Source organism: Trueperaceae bacterium (assembly GCA_002707365.1).
Classification (GTDB): Bacteria; Deinococcota; Deinococci; order Deinococcales; family Trueperaceae; genus UBA6957.
In genome coordinates, this window is the sequence record PAMQ01000014.1 from 71,566 (window position 1) to 91,392 (window position 19,827).

The window sequence follows — 19,827 nt, forward strand, 5'->3', positions numbered from 1 at the left end:
GCAGGGGAATCAACCTTACATTTTTTCAATCTTGTTTATGTGGCCGGCGAATCTCGTTCCAGGTGGTAATTTAGGGTATGGGACGAGACTTGACCAATAAAGTAGCTCTAGTAACGGGTGGTAGTAAGGGGATAGGTTTTGGTATAGCCGAAGCTCTTGTAGATTCTGGCGTGAATGTTACGATTACTTCTCGGTCTAAATCTGAAGTGGAGGCAGCAGCAGCGGGACTCAATGCTCGGGGTGGGGGTTCAGTTCTGGCATTGACTTGTGATGTTCGCGATTTTGAAGCACAACAAAATGTGGTTACCGCAACAGTGACCACATTTGGTGGGCTCGATGCGCTGATCGCAAACGCTGGTGTAGGCATGATGGCTCCAGTAGATCTTCTTTCCACGGATGACTGGCACACCATGATTGATACTAATCTTACGGGAGTGTTTTATAGCGTCAAGGCTGCCGTTGAGGATTTGAAAAAGACTCGTGGAACTATCATTACCGTAAGCAGTTTGGCTGGTACCAATTTTTTTGCTGGCGCTTCTGGTTACAACGCAACCAAATTTGGCCTCACGGGATTCAGTCAAGCTATTATGCTGGACTTGCGTCGTTACGGTATTAGAGTTTCAACCATTATGCCTGGAAGTGTTGCTACTTCTATGGGTGGCCGGCAGTCAACTGAGGGCAATGAGTGGAAGTTGCAACCAGAAGACATGGGTGAGATGGTCGTATACCTTCTCTCTACTAATTCTCGTAACTTACCTAGTAAAATCGAGGTCCGCCCTAGTTTCCCTCCTGGGACCAGTTAGACTAGTGAAATTCCTAGGGTTCTACTGGACCAGATGGCAATCATGTATGAGGACGGAGACTATAAAACACGATGTCTAATACTGGAGACTCCATGGGGCTATCGACTGACATAGCTACTCTCGGCGGTGGATGCTTTTGGTGCCTTGAGGAGATTTTCAAGGATCTGAGGGGTGTAGAAAGTGTTATTTCAGGTTATGCCGGGGGTAGCGTGAAGAATCCGACCTATAAAGAGGTTTGCACAGGAACTACGGGTCACGCCGAAGTGGTCCAGATTGTGTTTGATTCCAAGGAAATAACCTTCAGCGATCTTGTACGTATTTTTTTCGTTATTCACGACCCTACTACCCTTAACCGACAAGGTGGAGATGTTGGGTCCCAGTATCGGTCAGTGATATTAACTCGTAATGAATCCGAGGCCAAGGTGGCCTATGACGTTATGCGTGAAGTTGGGGAGCAGGGCCTGTGGTCAAATCCAGTCGTTACCGAGGTAACGCCACTTGATAATTTCTACCCTGCAGAGGCGTATCACAAGGACTACTTTGTTAACAATCCGGATCAGGGTTACTGTCGCGTAGTGATAGCTCCCAAGGTATCTAAGTTCCGTAAGGAGTATTTAGAGTACCTTAAGAACCGTTAACCACTTGGCTCAGGAGGCGGTTTATTTTCTTTTTGATGCTTCCGTGACGGATACGCACTAATTTTTAATCTAGGCGGTTCTTCCGCCATCCACCGGAAAATCGATGCCGGTTATAAGGTCTGCAGCATCACTAGCCAAAAAGATGGCCGCATTGGCAATATCCCGCGGTTGTGAAAAGCGTCCCAATGGAATGGATGCTTTAAACTTGGCTCGATTTTCCGGTGTGTCCTGACCCATAAAATCAGCTATGAGTCCAGTTTCTCCCATAACTGGGCTGATGGCATTGACGCGTATGTTGTCCTCAGCTAGTTCCAAGGCCATTCCCTTGGAGATAGTGTTGACGGCACCTTTAGTGCCCGAATACCAGACCAGACCTGGTCGTGGGCGCATGCCAGCGGTGGAAGCGATGTTGAGGATTACCCCGTACTTCCGTTGGCGCATAAGAGGGATGACGGCCCGGGCCATATGAAAGATCGACTTTACATTAACCGCAAAAATACGGTCGAAAGTCGCCTCGCTCACCTCTAGGAGTGAACCGTTTGGATGGGTTGTACCAGCGTTGTTGACCACTATGTCAGGCACCCCGAAGGTAGAGACACAGTGCTCTACCAGGGCAGAAACCTGAAGCCCTTCAGCAACGTCACATTGGAAGGTCGAGGTCCCAGCGCCCAGGTCTTCGGCCACGGCTTGAGCGTTTTTCAAATTTAAATCAGCCAGGACGACCCGGGCGCCCTCAGCGGCGTAAGCCTGGGCAATGCCCGCGCCAAAGCCGTTGCCTGCGCCAGTGACGATTGCGATTTTATCGGTCAGTTGCATCATTTCAGATCTCCTAACTGAAGTTGCAGGGGTGGGTGAAGCAGTTCTAGGCGTCGTCAAGTGCACACAACGCCACTTCAAAGCTTAACAATCTCATGGCCGGGTTGAACTACCATCAGGAAGTCGCGTCTGAGTCCAGGTTTCCACAGAGTCCTTGCAAGGAAATTTAGCGGCAAGACTCTCGTTTACATCTATACCCAGTCCTGGTATGGCGTTGGGATACATGTAGCCGTTTCTAACCTCGGGCGTACCAGGGAAGATTTCGTAAACAATTTCTGGAAATTGACACCACTCCTGGACGCCGAAATTATGTGCCCACAAGTCGAGATGTAAATTTGCGGCATGACCCACTGGAGAGGTATCAGCAGGTCCATGCCAAGCAGTTCTAATGCCAAACATTGAGGCGAAAGCAGCTACTTTCCAAGCAGGCGTGATTCCCCCCATTTGACTTACGTGCATCCTAATGAAGTCAATTAATCTTTCAGTAATAAGGGGTTGCCACTCACGGGGATGGTTGAAGAGCTCGCCCATCGCCAAGGGCGTGGCTGTCTGTTGGCGGACAAAACGGAACCACTCAAGATCTTCTGGTGACAGAACATCCTCAAGGAAAAAAAGTCGAAACTCCTCAACATCTTTAGCAAACTGGACACCATCCACGGGAGCGAGTCGCTCGTGAACATCATGTAAAAGTTCGATGTTATCGCCGATCTCGCTTCTCACGTGCTCAATCATATTGAGAGTGTTGCGGGTGTAGCTACGTGGGTCAAAATAGGCTCCGCTCTGGGCCCCTTCAGGTTTAATTAGATCGGAAGCCTTCCCACCGTATCCGCCCATCTGCACACGGACGAAACGATAACCTTGAGCTACTAAGGCTCGTACTTCTTCAAGGACTTCATCAGGAGAGCTACCGTTGGCGTGCACGTACACGTGTGCTGCCTCACGACTCTTACCGCCAAACAATTCGTAGACTGGGAGGCCGGCTATTTTCCCTTTGATGTCCCAAAGAGCTTGATCTACACCAGAGATAGCATTATTCAACACTGGTCCATTTCGCCAGTAGCCGTGCACCATCATCATTTGCCATAACTCTTCAATTCTGGATATTTCGCGGCCTAATACGAACGGCTTTAGGTGGTGCTCGACGGCTGCCGCTACGGCATGGTGTCGTTGGGTAAAAGTTGCACAGCCAACACCGCAGAGACCCGGTTCTGACGTCAATACTTTGACGACAACAAGCCTAGGTAGGCCAGGAGGTTGCGTCAGGATAGTCTTGACGTCGCGTATTGTTATCGCATTAGAAGACAAGAAACGCTCCCAATTTGTAGGACAAGAACTTCGGAATCAAGTCGGAATGTTTCAGGGCCGGGTACACGAAACTACCACATCTTGATACCTTTTCGGAGAGATTCAGGGTGAAATTAGAACCAACTAAAATCTCTGTTGGTTGCTTACGCTGACTTTTTACCATTATGGTTACTAACGATACTGGTTATAGTTTTTTTGCGTAAAGTAAGGAGAGTAGTGAGAACTGCTTGGAGAGAGTTAATAGCACACGGAAGAAAATTAGGATTGAGTTGTACTTGGGCAGAAGCTAAGGAGAACATTTATGGGAAAATTTAATGGATTGGGACTACATCTAGGAAACCTATCTCGCCTTTCCGATGCTCAGACACGATCAATCAGCGCAGAGAACCCCACAGGTGAGAAGGGTAAGGGTGGCATGGCTCACGAGGGATTTGGCGCTAAAGCTGCCACAGATCTAGGGCAAGGCTGGAAAGTCTCGCCAGCAGTTTGGATCGATCCACATTCCACCTTTACAATTGCTGAAATAGACGGTCCAGGAGCTATACAAAGCATTTGGCTAGCTGGAGATCCAGTAAGACGTGAATGCATATTACGGATGTATTGGGACGACCAAAACCACCCATCAGTTGAATGCCCAATTTCTGACTTTTTTGCAGTCCCTTGGGAAAAATTCTGTCAAATTAATTCGATACCAGTATCGGTCAATCCAAATAATGGAGTTAATTGTTATTGGGAAATGCCATTCCGCAAATCTGCACGCATCACGATTGAAAATCGTACCGACGAAAAAGTTGCTTGTTATTACCAAATTAACTACACCCTGACAGATATCTCTGAGGACGTAGCATATTTCCACGCGCAATTTCGCCGCTCTAACCCGCTTTCCTATAAGGAGGTTCATACTTTGATAGATGGAATAGTGGGAAAAGGACACTATGTTGGAACCGCAATTGGTTGGGGGGTGCACAACAACGGCTGGTGGGGCGAAGGGGAGATTAAGTTTTTCCTAGATGGTGATGGTAAGTTCGCTACCATAGTTGGTACTGGCACCGAAGACTATTTTGGTGGAGCGTATAACTGGGATGTCGATGGACGTTACACACCGTATTCGACCCCTTACTTGGGAATGCAGCAGGTTAGTCCCGGGGGTGAGGCGTATAACGCTGTTCAACGTTTCGCGATGTACCGATGGCATGTGATGGATCCTATTCGCTTTGACGAAGATTTGAGAGTAACAATACAGGCACTTGGTTGGCGCAGCAGAGCAAAGACTAGGCACGGTAGTACGAAGACACTGCAATCGATCGAAGAGAGGCAGAATGATCGCCGCTACTTACCATTGCAAGATGACATTTCTTCGGTTGCGATTTGGTACCAATCGCTGCCAACTAGTCGGTTTCCGCCGCTAGCATCTAGAGAGTGCCTAGAAATCAATTAGCTACTTCGTAGATTCTAAAGCGCCTGTTGTAATGCAGGGGTTATGCGGTGCTTGGCGTTCGCATCGTCTACCCAGGATTTGATTGGTTAGTTTAACTTTCTTGTCAGCTAGATCGATCAATCTCCATGTCTGCCAGGTTATTAGGTATGCTGCTTTTGACGATTCCTCGTCAAGGGAGTATTACCATGGCCTCCACAATAATTGTAGGCGACGGTCCTGCTGGGCTATCCGCCGCTTTATTCCTAGCCAAGAACGGACAAGAAGTTACGGTTCTTGTGCAGGACAAAACACCAATGCATTACGCAAAGATACTCAACTATTTAGGCATTCTCGAGATTACTGGTAGTGAGTTTCAGAAGATTGCCAAAGAACAAGTCTCAGCATTTGGCACCATTCTTTCAGATTCCCCTGCCACTGCTATAGAGAAGGTTCAGGGGAGTTTCAAGGTAACTTCCGAGGACGGAACCGTACGACAGGCAGATTATCTTGTGCTAGCAGAGGGTAAAGGTGCAGATTTGGCCGAGATTATGGGTCTCCAGAAGACCGAGCACGGCGTCGCCTCTGACGAGGACGGTAGGACTTCAATAGATCGCCTTTATGTCGTTGGTCGTGCTACTCGCCCCAACCGTTCGCAAGCAATAATTGCAGCTGGTCACGGTGCGGCCGCTGCTCTCGACATTCTAGCTTCCGAGGCAGGAAAGGATTTTCTCGATTACGACTCGGTCGATTGAGGTTGGAATGAGCTTGTGTATCTGGCTAAATTGATTTTCTGGGCTATTTGTATTGCCAAGTTATTTTTCCAAAGGCAGTACTGCTAGGGTTGCTATACCTGTCGCTTTACGAGCTTAAAGGCCACATCTGGTCCGTGCCCCAGTTGGTGTGCGAGGCGTACCCATAGTTTTGCTAAGTGTTCCAGCATAGCTGCGGCATCCAGCCCGCCACAGTCAATAGCACGAAAGCCTAGTTCCTCTGCAAGAGTTGAAGCTATAATCCGGGCTTCAGGGTCATCACTGCACACGAACATGTCGATAGGATGGTCGCCATACATGGGATTGCGCATGTTATCGGCCCCAGTAGCGTTGAATACCTTAACGACTCTGGCTGTGGGTGCGGCTTCTTCGACAGCACGAGCGCCTGACTCCGCAGTTGGCGACTCACGAATTGGATTAGTTGCGTCAAGAAGAATCTTGCCAGTTAGGTTTCCGAGGCTCCGGACTATTCCCGGAGTCTTTCCGAAAGGGGTTGCAAGGACTATGATTGAAGCACTAGCAGCAGCTTCGATCGGCAAAGCGATTCGTCCCCCAGGGATTTCAGATAATAATACTTTTGTCCGTTTGTCGAATGGTCTGCGACTGCCAAAAATAATATTGTGACCCTCTTTTGCCCAGCCACTGCCAAGTGCACTGCCCACATTCCCTGTTCCGATGATTGCAATTTCCATGACGCCTCCCTGTCGAGGATTGCACAACTGTCCAAAAGTTCTCGCAGGTGCTACCTTAACCTTATGATGAACTTAGTGGGAGGCGGGAGTCACTTTAGTTCTCTAAAGGTTGATGGCCTGGGCCGAGGTCGAACAAGATAATGGGACCTGTGCTTACTAGTCTTTGCTACATAAGGTGCGATGGTAATACCCTTATGATCAACAAATTACGCGGTTCCCAACGTGGGATGTGGAATGGCTTGGGGGGAAAGTTCGATCCAGGAGAAACTCCAGAAGACTGTGTAAGGCGCGAGGTTTTAGAGGAATCAGGTTTGACTCTTGGTAAGGTGAATTATCGAGGCCTTTTGACTTTCCCTGCTTTCGCGGATAAAGAGGATATATACACTTTTGTTTTTACCTCCGAAGATTTCCGAGGCACTCTACGTGATTCTTCGGAGGGACGACTTTTTTGGGTACCAGATAAAGACGTCATGGGTTTGAATTTATATGAAGGTGATCGGGTTTTTCTGAAATGGTTAAACCAAGAACGGGTCTTTTCGGCTCGTTTGGATTATAAACAAGGGAGTTTCACTGGTTACGAAGTAGACTTCTATCCTTCTGGTTTAGAAGAGGCGTAGCTGTTAGTTGAATTGCGCAAACATTCTGCAAGTCGAGATTTCACCACATCAGCTAGTCGGTAATCAAAACCCAAATACTCAGCGAGTAGGTATGTCATCTCTGAGTGTTGTTGTCGCAGAAAGGTTACGGTTGCAGGAAGATCTTCCGTCACATGTCCACCGAGGTGAAGGAAATATGGCAGCGCTATGATGCGTCTAACGCCTCTAGACACTAGATCATCTGCGGCGTCAGGAATAGTTGGTTTATTATTTTCCATATAACCAATAGCAACTTCAGAAAAAGTTTTTCGAAGGGACTCAGCAAGGAGTTCTATTGGTTCAATTACACCGGTTTTCGGGGTGCCATGAGCCATAACCAGCAACCCCGTTTCATCTAGTGGGTAGTCTGCGAGTGCAGTTATGGCCCTGTGTTGAACAAGTTCTACAAGGGAAGGGTGAAAGCCGAGGGCGCCTGTGATTAGGAATTTAAGGCCAGGCCTTGTGGAAACCGCTTCTTTTATTAGACGGGGGATTAGTGTTTGGCTAAAGTATCCGTCAATAAGCAAATAAGGTTGGACAATTATTCTAGTAGCTCCGAGGTGAGCACACTTTGCAACTGCTTCGGCGAAGGTTGGACGCGAATAGTTGATGAACCCTGCTTCAACAATAGGGGAGGTTCCCTCTTCCCTAAGGATGTCAGCGAGGCGCACCATTGCTTCTCCGGATGCCGTAATAAGGCTCCCATGGCCAGCTAGTAGCGTTGCGTCCATTAGCGCCTTAAGGTGTCGTTGCCCTGGTTGCCCCAATAATGGACATCCGCTTATCGTGAATGAACCAGTCGAGAGTTGGGTGCAGGGATACCACCTGGCCTATTACTAGGGTTGCAGGGTTAGCTAATTCTGCCTTACGGGCTTCTAAAGCTATGGTTTCTAGCGTCGCGACCACAGTCCTCTGTTCACTCGTTGTCCCCCAACTGATTAGGGCAGCTGGTTCTTGCACAGATCGGCCATGCTGGATAAGTTGAGTAATAATGAATTCTAGTTTTTTCACTCCCATCAGGACCACCAGGGTGTCTGTAGCTGTTGCGAGAGCTGACCAGTCAACATTCCGTTGTGCCCCTTGGGTATTTTCTGCCTCGTGTCCTGTGACGATGGCTATCGAAGAAGAGAAGTCACGATGGGTCAAGGGTATGCCTGCATAGGCTGGGACAGCCACAGCTGAACTTATTCCTGGAACCACTTCGAAAGGGATTCCAGCTTTACAGAGAGCTGAAGCCTCTTCGCCACCACGGCCAAATATGAATGGGTCGCCACCCTTCAGGCGAACAACGTTCTTGCCGGTTCGAGCAGCGTCAATCAGCAACTGGTTAATTCCTTCTTGTGATTGGTTTGGTCGATTTGGGTCGTGTTTACCAACATAAATCAGTTTTGCCTTTGGATTACACTCTCGCAACAGAATAGGATTTACTAGTCGGTCGTAAGCAACGAGATCTGCTTCATGTAGTCGCCGAAGCCCTTTCATGGTTATTAGCTCAGGATCTCCGGGTCCCGCGCCCACAAGAGAGACAAGACCCATAAGATCTATTGGTAGTTGATCCGATGAGGTTTCCTTAGCCACAGTTCACTTCGTGGGCTTCCCAAGTTGGGCCATTTTTCCTCAATTTGAGGATAATTTCGCGCAGACGTGTTTGGGCGTTATCAATCGATAGGTGGAAAAGCTCGTCCATTGTTTGGGGATCAGTTACTTCCTTCCAGAATCGACGTCGGAGATGGCCGCCGAGCTTTTGAAGATCACCCCGCAGGGGTTCTGTGATACTAACGATGCGAGAGTAGCGTGGTGTCCAATGCTTTCCGAGTTCGTCTAACATATGCATAGCGAGGCTAGGGTTAGTTCCACTAGTCGAGACGCTTACATGTAAATTTCCATGCCGTGCAGTGGCAGGTGTTTGGAAATTACCCTTGCGTTTGGAAGAAGCTACGTTGATGAGTATTCCCAATTGCTTTGCTTCAAGGGCGACCCTACTATCCACTTCAGAATCAGAGCTCGCAGTAATTGCGAGAAAAGCACCATCGAGATCGCCAACCCGGTAACTTCTTCGTTTATGGTGTATCTTCCCCACAGCACTCCATTTGTCTAGTTGAGTAGTCAAGTTAGGGCTAACTACTAGAGGCTTAGCGCCTCCCTCGAGTAGACCTAGCACCTTACGCTCAGCAATTTTACCCCCGCCTATCACCACACAGCGAATCGCCGCCAAGTTTGATAGGACAATCGGATAACTAATAGTTGGCTGCGCGGCTTTACTCATCTACGGTACCTTATAGCTTTAATAAGGAGGAAAAGTCAAACTCAATCAAAAGCGACTTATCGATAAAAACAGTAAACAATAGTGTAGTTTACATAGATCACCAACATAATTTGGGACTTGATGAAATGTGTGCCACCAAGGGCTAAATACACGCTTTGCGACTAATTGATTAAGCATTTGACTATACTTGACTCTTTTTGTAAACTACTATAGTGTTAATGGTGCGAAGTCCGGCGGAGAGTTTGATGCAAAAGTGGAAATTGGAGACGGAAAGTTGTTAGAAGAACAAACTACTAACCCAATGTCTTATTTGACGAAAGGCTCCACAGGCCAGGAAGTTCCGCAATGGGGGGAACGAACCCACCCGCAGGCTGTTATTGCATGGGCATTAGCTCGGTATGGCCGGCATGGCCTCACGATGACTAGTGGGTTTAACCTAAATGGAATTGTTTTGATAGACCTCGCTGTCGATGCGGGTTACTCGGGTGAAGTAGTTTTTGGGGATACCGGCTACCATTTTCCTGAGACCCTTGCTACACGTGATAGGGTTGCGGCGCGTTACCCGGATCTTCAATTCGTGACACTACAAGCAAACCGGCCCGATGACCGAATGTTTGCGACTGATCCAGACCAATGTTGCCGTCTTAGGAAAGTAAATCCAGTAATAGAGTACATGGATCGTAAGAAGCCCACGGCCCTTTTGAGTGGTAGAAGTCGAGACCAAAGCAACACTAGAGCTTCGCTTGATTTTATTGAAACTGGTCCTGATAGAGATTCTATAAATCCATTAATTCATTGGGACCGTGCGGCACTCGAGTCGTATGCCAAGGTTCGCGAACTCCCGTTGAACCCGCTTTACGATCAAGGATTCTTAAGCATAGGCTGTGCTCCCTGCACTCGGGCTGTAAGGTCAGGAGAGCATCCGCGGACGGGACGATGGCCTGGGATGAAGAAGACTGAATGTGGCCTTTGGCAAAGTAAGACATAACTGATAAGGAAAAAATGCAATATAATTAACCGAATTAGTCGAAAGATCCCTTTTGGCGGAGAATTTGGTCGCTTCGCCGTTATTCAAGTCGGAGGTCGTGAATCATGACGACATGGAAAGATGTACTTAAGGATCGTATGCCTTTAGATTGGTCCGAAGAGATAGATCTCTTTGAGGGGCAAATGGAACTTCGGCGTCAGGATCGTTTTGACGAGAAGGTATTTGCTGAAACCCGATTACGTAGAGGGGCTTACGGCCAGCGCTATGATAACGGTCATCGTCATGATGGATCTCTGACACGGCAACTTGAATTTTCCGAAGCTCCCACTAAAGGCCCTGAGACTGAATGGCATGCACCGGGAATGCAACGTATTAAGGTGCCGTTCGGCGGACTAAACCCTGAACAGCTTGATGTTTTGGCGGAGTTAGCAGAAGAATATTCTGACGAGATTTTACACGTTACTACCCGCCAGGACATACAACTTCACTTTGTTCATATTGAGGACACCCCGGATTTAATGCGGCGACTTGCCAGTGTTGGCATAACGACGCGTGAAGCTTGTGGTAATTCAGTTCGTAATGTCACGGCATGTCCTCTAGCCGGTGTTTGTCACTCTGAGACTTTTGACACCACACCTTACGCTAATGCCTTGTTTGAGTTTCTATTGGGTCACGACGATGTTCAGGATTTCGGCCGTAAATTCAAGCCTGCCTTCTCTGGTTGTGAGCACGAGGCTTGTGGTTTAGTCAAGATGCATGACATTGGTTACTTGGCACAGATTCGTGAGGTTGAGGGAAAACCTAAACGGGGGTTTAGGTTTTACGTAGGGGGTGGGCTTGGTACCGTTACGCATAACGCTAAAATCCTTGCTGATTTTGTTCCTGAAGAGGAGTTTCTACCTTTAACCCAGGCTATATGCCGGGTATTTGCTCGTCTTGGTGAGAAAAAGAATCGTAATCGGGCGCGGATAAAATTTTTAGTGGCTAAACTCGGGATTGAGGAATTTTGCCGACTCGTTGAGGAGGAGCGAAAAGCCCTCCCTCATGACCCGTCTTGGACTAATTACCTCAGTAATTTAAACGCTTTTGATGAGAGCCCTAACAGAAGCCCTAGTGATCTGGCTGAAGGTCCACATCCGGACGGTTTTAAGTCGTGGTTCGCGACAAACGTTTACCGTCAGCGCCAGGATGGCTACGCAGTAGTGACAATCAACCTTCCGCTTGGAGATTTAACTTCGGAGCAGGCCTGGCAGCTTGCAGATGTCGCCCGTAACTACACCCCTGATGCAATGCGGACCACGGTGGAGCAAAATATTGTTCTTCGATGGGTGCCTGAAGGAGACTTGGTGTCCCTATACCAGGAGTTAAGTGAGATTGGCTTGGCAACTCCTGGGGCCGGAACTATAGTTGACATAACATCCTGTCCTGGTACTGATACTTGCAAGTTAGGTATCGCTGCTTCTAGAGGACTCGCAGCTGAGCTTCGTACTCGTCTTGCTACTCAAAACGCTAGCTTAGATCAAGCGGTCAAGGACTTGAGAATTAAGATCAGTGGTTGTTTCAACTCTTGTGGTCAACATCACGTAGCTGATATTGGTTTCTTTGGGAACAGCCGCCGTCGGCAGGGTCGTCTAGTTCCCCATTTCCAGGTTGTACTTGGTGGAAAGTGGAAGGAGAATGCAGGAGCTTACGGATTGGCCGTCGGTGCGATTCCGTCAAGGGCGGTTCCGAGTGCTCTTGACAGTATTACTAATCGCTACGCAGTAGAAAGAAATGTTGACGAGTCATTCCAGGACTGGGTGACCCGGCTGGGTAAAGTTGAAGTTAAGGCCATGCTAGAACCGTTCACTGAGGTACCAACGTTCGAGGAGGACCCTGAGTATTTCAGAGATTGGGGCGATCCACGGGAGTTTACTTTAGGAGACCTTGGGGTAGGAGAGTGTGCCGGAGAAGTAGTCTCGCTTTTCGCCATTACTATTGCTCAAGCTGAAGGTACTGCTTTTGATGCACTAATTGCTCTAGACGAAGGCCAATTTGTAGAGGCCGATGATAAAGCCTACAAGGCAATGATTCAAGCTGCGAAAGCTCTGGTGCTTGCTCAGAACCTCGATGTGGGAGATGAGCCAGATAATGTAGTTTCCGAATTTCGAGATCGCTTCTATGATACTGAGCTGTTTTTTGATAGATACGCAAAGGGTAAGTTCGCCCAGTACTTGTTCCGGCGACATGAAAATCAAGACGAGACCAATTCAGACTCCGCCAAACGGCTGGTTGAGGAAGCTAACCTTTTTATAGAGGCAGCTCATGCTTGTGAAGCTCGCATCGCTGAGGTGGCCACACCCAGGTTGCAATTGTGAATCAAAAAGCTGATCTAACTGTATCGGGCGAGATTGGGCAAGACTACCTTCCGCACCGAATAAAAGCTAAGGCATTTTTCCAAAATCCAGTTGATCCAGAATCAGTCATTCCTATTTTTAATCGCTGGATCAGTGACCGTACGCTCGAAGGCCATTTGATGGTTGATATCGCAGATTACCGTCACGTACCTAATGGGCCAAGTGTGATGCTTGTTGGTCACGAAGCAGACATAGTAATTGATCACGGCGACGGGCGTCCGGGCCTTGCGTATATCCGCAAGCGCAACTGGCAGGAGAAAAATAATGGCCAGAGTGATGCATTGAGCTCGCGTATCCGGATTGTTCTTAACTGGCTTGTCAAAACAGCTAAAGAACTGAACCTAACAATAAATTCTAACGAGTTAAGCCTATGGTTTCAGGACCGACTTTTCGCCCGTCAGTTGGGTTTAGTGCCTGATCTAACAGAAGCTATTAATCAAGAAGCTTCTATAGTTTTGGGTAAAGGTCGTGTTGAGGTAGCACCTATTCAGATAGATACTCGGCGTGCTCTCGGATTTAATGCAAGGTTAGTTGAAACTAACTAGAGGAGTACCAATTAACCTGTTCCCAAATTTTGACTAGCTTCTTTAATCAATAGGGGTTGATAATTGCTGAGTGGTTTAGGTAATAAACTACTTTGGGCAAAATAGGAATCTTCGAGGGTTTACCCGGAATTTTTCGGCTGGCGCATCGGGAGTGTAATTCGCCCATACAGGAGTCTTGCAAACTCCAAGTCGGTGCGCTAAGATTGCGAGGTTGCCCGCTCAAAGGAACCACCCTTTGAACTACGTTTTGCTGGGCTATTACAGGAGACATAGACATGAGGTACAACAAAGGCGCTATTTTGCGCTCAATTGAACAACCTTCGTTGCGTTCAGATGTTCCACAATTTGATTCCGGTGATACTGTTCGTGTGGACTATAAGGTTGTTGAGGGTTCACGCAGCCGAATTCAGGCTTTTGAAGGTATAGTAATTGCGAAAAAGAATGGTAAAGGTGCACGTGCCACCGTCACCATCCGAAAGGTGTCTTTCGGCGAGGGGGTAGAACGAGTTTTTCCTTTACATTCCCCCCTTATTGACAAGATTTCGATCATCCGTCGTGGCCGTACTCGTCGTTCAAAACTCTATTATCTTCGGGAATTACGGGGTAAGAAGGCTCGGCTTCGTACCGATGTTGGCCGTCAAGAAGCGGATCGCGCTGCCATTCGAGTCTCGCGCAGTGGAGATTCAGTCGCTGAAAAACCTGTTGCGGCTGAACCAGAAGATGTTAATTCTGAAGCTGGTGAAGCGTTAGCGGAAGAATAACTTCTTGAGATAAGCTCAAGGGGCCGCTTAGATTGTTTTAGATTCAGTAGTACCGGGGGTCTATATTCCCGTTGCGGGGCCGTGGCGCAGTTGGGAGCGCGCCTGAATGGCATTCAGGAGGTCAGGGGTTCGAATCCCCTCGGCTCCACCACAAGGAAAAGCGTTGGTGACGCAAGGGAGATCCTCGACTTCATGTCGAGGATCTCCCTTGCGTCCTTGTCTGCTTAATTGAGCGAAGCCCCCATGTTCATGATGTGAGCGGCCGGTACGTTTAGTTAAATGTGGAGAAGTATTCCTCGAAAAACCGTTCGGGGCTTACGCTGGATGCTACCTCATGTTGCCCTTCCGGATCTTCGTCAAAAGAAGTATGTCCCCTCAGTCTATTGCTTTCTAATTCTACTTCTACATTGCCACGTGTGAATCCACAAATATCCGCATTGAAAATGCAAACCGCTGCCAGAGGGTCATGAAAAATAATGGTGCTGCGTTCTCCGAAATTGACCTCGGCCATGTCTAAAACCGGCCGGAGGATTTCGTGATTTCCACTGCGTTCTCTTAGTTCGCGTGTTGTGAGTTTAACGCGTTGGGTCATATCAATGCCGACTGAGCGATGAACGGTGACCTTTTGCTGATACACAATTCCCGTTGCGAAGGGGTCGATGACGGCATTCATCTCAAGGGTACCCCCGTCGACGATTATCTTGGGATATGGAGGTTCAAATGCGGACTGGTTTTGCTCTTTTGTCTCTGCATAGTTAATCCATGGCCGAAACTCCCATTGAGAGAATTTGCCACCCATGAGATAGAGTCCCTTCAAGAGCGACGGGATTTCTGGGTCAAGCAAGAATAGTCGAGCGATGTTGCCCATTGGAGCAATGCCCAAAAGGGTGATTTCGCCTGGGTTCTCCCGAATCATTTGCCTCATGAATGTAATCGCTTCGTGCTTGGGAAAGTTGTGGCCATGATTCCACTGCGATAAGACTGTCGCTTGTGGCACATATTTTTCGCGTTGCTCGATCAGAATGCAATCTTCAGCACCGGGAAAAATGGGGATGTCATCCATACCCGCAACATGACATATAGCGCTTGCTAGTTTTGCTCTGACATCAGCTTGACCTGTCACCGTAGTTATTCCCACAAGTTCGCAACGGGGATGACTCAGCAAGTAGGCCAAAGCCAGCGCATCATCTATGTCAGTACCGATGTCCGTATCTAGGATAATCTTTTCCTTAGTCAATGTAATGATCCATTCTAGATAGCTTTCTTGCCAAATAAACAAGACGTGACTTTAATGGATGATTCTCAAAGCCCGATCATGTTCCATTGCAAAAGCGATTCGAGAGTACCATACCTGATATATGGCGCTAATGGCTTAAACTCAGCGGTTTTGACGGCTTAAATTTAGTGATTGGGAACATACTCAGATCCTTTATGCATTTTGAACAGGTCGAGTCAAAATCCGTTGTAGTACTTTGCTACTAATGGCTATTCCGTAACAAAGGTTCTAATTAGAATTAGATAGGATTAACAGCGTATGATGTGGCTAGAGAATCAGGAGGATCATGACAAAAACCCAGGTAGGTTTCGAACACAATTTAGAGGAAAAAGCAAGTGAATTGATTGAGAATGGCTTTTGTGTTTTGAAGGATATGTTAGATCCAGATATTCTCAAGCTTACTCGGGAAGTTTCTATGGAGGCAGTAGCGGCGCTATCGTCAGAACAGCTTGAAGCAACCCGTACCCCAGGGACTCTCATTAATTCGAATAAACATCCTGGTCTAGCAGATTTAGTTGGTAATCCCAAGGCACTGGCCGCTCTAGAGGCTATGGGTTTTGGGGGTAGTAAATTTTGGAAAGCCGTGATAATTAGCAAGCCAGGGCCAAGTCCGAGGCTCTACTGGCATCAGGACTGCATGTGGTGGGACGATCCACGCGCTTACAGCGACTATTCCCCTATGATTTTCCTGATGTATTACCTGGATGATACGACCCGTAACAATGGTTGCTTGCGCCTTATCCCAGGTACTCACCGGAAGTGGCACTCCCTACACGGGACGGGTACGGCTCATACGCCCGACATAAATCGGGGCGATGACATGAACGACCCACGCTTCGCTGATTACCCTGATGAGGTTGACGTGCCTATTAAAGCTGGTGATTTGGTCATCGGTGATGCCCGACTCTTCCATGCTACTCACGCCAACTTGACGCACGAAAATCGAACTGTGATCACCATATGGTTTCATCCGCTATTCGAGGACTTAGCAGAGGAAACCCAAAGTTGGATCCATCACGCTTTTCATAAAGATCATTCGGGTTGGCCAGTTGAGGCTCTGGATAAGGTCCAACCAGTGATCCCTGATTACCGGGGTACTGTTGAGCCGCCTGAGTTTAATCGACAACCTGACAAAGGTAGGCTCGGACAGAAGGAATAGTTACTTGTAATTTCACACAGACAGAATGTGGGATGTGAAATGGTCTTTCACGGGTCCCGCGACGAGGATTTCCGGAAAAGTCACTCTGATTGATGAGCCTCCGGCTTAATACCCTTTTGAAAGGCACCGAAACCGAAAAATGAAGGCTCGTACTTACCCACGGTATCAACCTGACTTTGTGCCGGTATGGCATTTTCTAATCGTAAACACCAGTAGCAGGCGTTCACGAGCATGCGCCGTAAGTCCACACTTTGCAAATCGATCGCTGCACCTATCGTCGAGCAAATGACACGCATCTTTTCTTCTTTCCCCGCACAATTGATTTCACGCGTCCACGCTATCGGCATCATGGGTTCGTTCTTACTGCCCTGGATTGGTGCAGAATTAGGGGCCATTCCTGAAAGCACTTGCCCCCAAAGGAGGACAGTGGCGTCATCTGGTAATTCACTAATGCCGTAGACGTCACTTGGCCCAAACACATCATGAACACCCCGTAAAATTGGATGGTCTAAAACATCCTGGTTAGGAATACCACGTGTTGCTTCGTGGGCATGATGGCCGTGATGGGAAACCCAGGTTTCGCCCAATATCTGCCTGCCAAAACCTCCAGGCCAGACCTTACTATCCATACTGTATTTTTCATAGGGACTGTTGAGATTGCGCTCGTATCTGAATGCGTGTGTAGATGTGCGGATACCAATGATCGGTTTACCAGCATCAACGTGATCAGCAATATACTTCATATCAGAGTCAGGAAGTTCGCGAAAGCGTAGTAAAAGGACCAAGAGATCTGCATCAGCCACGTTAGAAAGCCCTGGAATATGGGTCTGCTCTGCAGGATCAATGGTTCCAGTGTCACGGTTAATAGAAAACAACACTGTGCACCGGAATCCGTGATGCTCCGCGAGTACTTTACCTAGCATAGGAAGAGCTTCTTCTGACCGGTATTCTTCATCCCCAGCAATTAGGACAATGTGTTTCCCGTTGTCATCGCCCTTCGTGTTTTCGTAGACAACCCACGGGAAATTATTGCCTTTTCGAGTTGAAATTGTGTTTAGTGGGCGCTCTGGATTCATTGAAGTTCCTCCCCAAAGAGTTGTAATCATACTTCGAGTCAACTCGAATGCTAGAAACAAGTGGCCTGGTGCACCTCAAGTGTATTTTATTTGAGGCGGTCTAGGCCCAAACGGTAAAGACCCTTGTCAGAGATTTCTTTTGACCTTTTTACTAGCTCTTCGATATCGTCTCTAATGGAGAGATGGCAACCGCTCAATGCATCCGCTTTGCCTGACGCTAGCTTTACCGTCAATTCTGCAGCTCGTTGGGGGGGATTTGCTCCCTTTCTAAGTTGCTCAGCAAAGGCCCCGTCGAGCCATTTATCGTCTGCACCCGATTTAACTAAGCCTTGCGGCATTGCTGTATGCACAAGACCAGGATCAATTGAGAACACGGTAATCCCATGTGGTTCAACTTCCATCGCAAGAGCTTCGCTAAAGCGGGTGATGGCTGTCTTGCTAAGTCCGTATACAGACATCCATGGGCGGGCTTGAAGTGCAGCAGCACTACTTAAATTAATAATTCTTCCTTGGCCCCGCTCGACCATGCCATTGAGAACCGCTTTGGAGAATAGGAATGGTCCACGGATATTAATATTAAGACATTCCCACCATTCATCAGAATCAAAACTAGTGTCCCAAATGAGACCGGTCGGACCCATAACTCCAGCGTTGTTTACCAGAAGATTAACAGGACCCATAGCTTCCTCGATTTCCGAAACTGTACGCGAAACCTGCTCTTCGTTAGTAACTTCTGCGAGGAAAGGAACGGCGGGCGGCCCCACCTTTTCAGTTAGCCTAATCGTTTCAAAAAGGTCAATTTCGCTTCGCGCTAAAGCCGCTACCTGGTACTTGGCTGCTGTAAGAGAAATGGCTATTTGTCGGCCTATGCCCCGACTGGCTCCAGTGACAATTGCGACGCCTTTGGGTTCTGTAATGATCATCGGTACCTCCAAATAATATCTCCTGGCTGCCTAAAGAATCACTAATCAGTATTGCCCAAATAGTCCTGTTCCGACCACCCGGGTTTTTGTCTCGACGGTAAAAAGGTTGAGATCGACTCGTCTCATGGTGATTCTGGGCGGTAGATGTACCTACTTGAACTTGACGCGATCCTAAATTGATCTAGATTTGTGATAGTCATTCAATTAGTTACGTAACGCCTACCTCTGCTAACCAACTATCTAAAACTCTAATGTTTCCTAACGTGTCATCCCAAGACATGGCGGATGCTTGCCGTGCATCAAGGCATTTGGCTACTGTGTCTGCCTCATAACTAAACAGATCCCGATCAGCCTCAATCTCGATTCGCGTTGGCCTTGACCCATCAGGCCTTTGAATAAAAATATACGAAGGGGGAAATACCGTTTCAATCGGCAACGCAATCTCTGCTGTGCGGCAAGGAGTTGAAGGTAACCAAGGATCCTCCAAAGACAGTATCCCTTCAGACCCGTAAATAACTGTACTGGACGGCACATGGCACCCCATGCCAGCAACGATTTCTGCCACCAAACCATTTTCGAACTTTAAGGCACCAACTGCATATAAATCTACCCCTGTCGCCCCGATTTTGCCAGATGCCTTAACCTCAATCGGATTAAGAAAGGGTTTACCTGCTGCTGAACCAGCTATAAGCCTGGTCATCGAAGTGGGGTAACAGCCTACATTGAGGATTCCACCGCCACCTAATGCCTTATCGAAAAGCCATGATTTCGAATCGAATGGCAGATTGAAACTAAAAGCAGAACGCACCATAAGTACCTCACCAATAGTGCCGGACGCAATAAGGTCTATAAGGCGGTTTATCTGTGGGTGACAACGATACATGAATGCTTCCATAAGGAACACATCATTCTTGTTTGCCGCATTGATCATGGTTTCTGCTTGTTCAGCGTTCATGCCTATTGGTTTTTCTACAAGTATGTGTTTACCCGCTTGAGCCGCAGCAACGACCACTTCAGTGTGAGCAGCATGGATAGTCGAAATATAAACTACATCGATCTCATTATCTGCCAACAGATCGTTGTAAGAGTCGTAGCGAGTGGTGCACCCAAACAAATCACCTAAAAGGTCGGCTTTGCCTGGAGTCTGGCTCGCGATAGCTGCTAAACGCCCTGTCCGAGAAAACTGCAGGGCATTACAAAAAACGCGAGCAATGGATCCGGCACCAATAATTCCCCAATTCAGCTTATCTTTTGACACGTTATTACAATAGCGTGCAGAGCTATTCCCATAGTGTTCATTAGCCGACGTATCGTTTCTGAGATGATATGTGATTTGCCTTGATTAAGGCTTATTCTCATCA

General features: G+C 47.8%; 20 protein-coding genes and 1 tRNA gene. 11 read left to right on the top strand and 10 right to left on the bottom strand.

Translation table 11 applies throughout. From position 1 onward, the window contains the following. The first annotated feature begins 77 nt into the window (after positions 1–77). Both CMO31_06475 and msrA read left to right on the top strand, forming a co-directional pair. The gene (locus CMO31_06475; GenBank protein ID MAZ53645.1) at positions 78–803 is read left to right on the top strand and encodes a short-chain dehydrogenase; all 726 of its coding nucleotides are present in this window, start codon (positions 78–80) and stop codon (positions 801–803) included. Between the two features lie 92 nt (positions 804–895). Further along, positions 896–1,441, top strand: coding sequence for a peptide-methionine (S)-S-oxide reductase (msrA, locus tag CMO31_06480; protein MAZ53646.1), 546 nt, complete (start codon positions 896–898; stop codon positions 1,439–1,441). A gap of 69 nt (positions 1,442–1,510) precedes the next feature. Here msrA and fabG read toward each other — a convergent pair whose 3' ends face one another. Beyond that, positions 1,511–2,260, bottom strand: a complete 750-nt coding sequence (gene fabG, locus CMO31_06485) for a 3-oxoacyl-ACP reductase (GenBank protein MAZ53647.1) — start codon at positions 2,258–2,260, stop codon at positions 1,511–1,513. Between the two features lie 90 nt (positions 2,261–2,350). Further along, positions 2,351–3,562, bottom strand: coding sequence for a starvation-sensing protein RspA (locus tag CMO31_06490; protein ID MAZ53648.1), 1,212 nt, complete (start codon positions 3,560–3,562; stop codon positions 2,351–2,353). Positions 3,563–3,863: 301 nt separating this feature from the next. On the opposite strand from CMO31_06490, the gene CMO31_06495 reads away from it, so the two are divergent. Both CMO31_06495 and CMO31_06500 read left to right on the top strand, forming a co-directional pair. Then, complete coding sequence (locus tag CMO31_06495) at positions 3,864–5,000, top strand: hypothetical protein (protein ID MAZ53649.1); 1,137 nt, start codon at positions 3,864–3,866, stop codon at positions 4,998–5,000. Positions 5,001–5,125: 125 nt separating this feature from the next. Beyond that, complete coding sequence (locus CMO31_06500; GenBank protein ID MAZ53650.1) at positions 5,126–5,731, top strand: thioredoxin reductase; 606 nt, start codon at positions 5,126–5,128, stop codon at positions 5,729–5,731. Between the two features lie 92 nt (positions 5,732–5,823). Here CMO31_06500 and CMO31_06505 read toward each other — a convergent pair whose 3' ends face one another. Then, complete coding sequence (locus tag CMO31_06505) at positions 5,824–6,441, bottom strand: hypothetical protein (protein ID MAZ53651.1); 618 nt, start codon at positions 6,439–6,441, stop codon at positions 5,824–5,826. 140 nt (positions 6,442–6,581) lie between these two features. Between CMO31_06505 and CMO31_06510 the strand changes: the two genes are divergently transcribed. Next, on the top strand, positions 6,582–7,058 hold the full coding sequence (locus CMO31_06510; protein ID MAZ53652.1) for a DNA mismatch repair protein MutT: 477 nt from the start codon (positions 6,582–6,584) through the stop codon (positions 7,056–7,058). Here the strand turns inward: CMO31_06510 and CMO31_06515 are convergent. Genes CMO31_06515 through CMO31_06525 form a run of 3 tightly spaced genes read right to left on the bottom strand, consistent with a single transcriptional unit; the run spans position 7,031 to position 9,342 of the window. Next, entirely contained in the window at positions 7,031–7,807 is a 777-nt protein-coding gene (locus CMO31_06515; protein ID MAZ53653.1) for a hypothetical protein, read from the bottom strand. The two genes, CMO31_06510 and CMO31_06515, sit on opposite strands and share 28 nt — an antisense overlap. Before the next feature lie 7 nt (positions 7,808–7,814). After that, on the bottom strand, positions 7,815–8,612 hold the full coding sequence (cobA, locus tag CMO31_06520) for a uroporphyrinogen-III C-methyltransferase (GenBank protein ID MAZ53654.1): 798 nt from the start codon (positions 8,610–8,612) through the stop codon (positions 7,815–7,817). Between the two features lie 34 nt (positions 8,613–8,646). Continuing rightward, positions 8,647–9,342: a hypothetical protein gene (locus CMO31_06525; protein MAZ53655.1), complete on the bottom strand. Its 696-nt coding sequence runs from the start codon at positions 9,340–9,342 to the stop codon at positions 8,647–8,649. 301 nt (positions 9,343–9,643) lie between these two features. On the opposite strand from CMO31_06525, the gene CMO31_06530 reads away from it, so the two are divergent. From CMO31_06530 to CMO31_06550, 5 genes are all read left to right on the top strand, one after another. Further along, entirely contained in the window at positions 9,644–10,330 is a 687-nt protein-coding gene (locus CMO31_06530; protein ID MAZ53656.1) for a phosphoadenylyl-sulfate reductase, read from the top strand. 104 nt (positions 10,331–10,434) lie between these two features. Next, positions 10,435–12,687, top strand: coding sequence for a sulfite reductase (locus CMO31_06535; protein ID MAZ53657.1), 2,253 nt, complete (start codon positions 10,435–10,437; stop codon positions 12,685–12,687). Continuing rightward, positions 12,684–13,271, top strand: coding sequence for a hypothetical protein (locus CMO31_06540; protein ID MAZ53658.1), 588 nt, complete (start codon positions 12,684–12,686; stop codon positions 13,269–13,271). Before CMO31_06535 ends, CMO31_06540 begins: the two co-directional genes overlap by 4 nt. A 275-nt stretch (positions 13,272–13,546) precedes the next feature. Next, entirely contained in the window at positions 13,547–14,032 is a 486-nt protein-coding gene (locus CMO31_06545; GenBank protein ID MAZ53659.1) for a 50S ribosomal protein L19, read from the top strand. A gap of 75 nt (positions 14,033–14,107) precedes the next feature. After that, positions 14,108–14,183: transfer RNA gene (locus CMO31_06550), tRNA-Ala, on the top strand. Between the two features lie 120 nt (positions 14,184–14,303). Here the strand turns inward: CMO31_06550 and CMO31_06555 are convergent. Further along, a complete protein-coding gene (locus tag CMO31_06555) occupies positions 14,304–15,269 on the bottom strand; it encodes a nucleoside hydrolase (protein ID MAZ53660.1) in 966 nt (321 codons plus the stop codon). A 325-nt stretch (positions 15,270–15,594) separates the two neighbouring features. Between CMO31_06555 and CMO31_06560 the strand changes: the two genes are divergently transcribed. Then, the gene (locus CMO31_06560) at positions 15,595–16,467 is read left to right on the top strand and encodes a hypothetical protein (protein ID MAZ53661.1); all 873 of its coding nucleotides are present in this window, start codon (positions 15,595–15,597) and stop codon (positions 16,465–16,467) included. 80 nt (positions 16,468–16,547) lie between these two features. Here CMO31_06560 and CMO31_06565 read toward each other — a convergent pair whose 3' ends face one another. The 3 genes from CMO31_06565 to CMO31_06575 all read right to left on the bottom strand — a co-directional run bounded on the left by CMO31_06565 (position 16,548) and on the right by CMO31_06575 (position 19,799). Continuing rightward, the gene (locus tag CMO31_06565) at positions 16,548–17,543 is read right to left on the bottom strand and encodes a hypothetical protein (GenBank protein MAZ53662.1); all 996 of its coding nucleotides are present in this window, start codon (positions 17,541–17,543) and stop codon (positions 16,548–16,550) included. An 86-nt stretch (positions 17,544–17,629) separates the two neighbouring features. Continuing rightward, positions 17,630–18,466, bottom strand: a complete 837-nt coding sequence (locus CMO31_06570) for a hypothetical protein (GenBank protein ID MAZ53663.1) — start codon at positions 18,464–18,466, stop codon at positions 17,630–17,632. A 208-nt stretch (positions 18,467–18,674) separates the two neighbouring features. Next, a complete protein-coding gene (locus CMO31_06575; protein ID MAZ53664.1) occupies positions 18,675–19,799 on the bottom strand; it encodes an oxidoreductase in 1,125 nt (374 codons plus the stop codon). Positions 19,800–19,827: the final 28 nt, after the last annotated feature.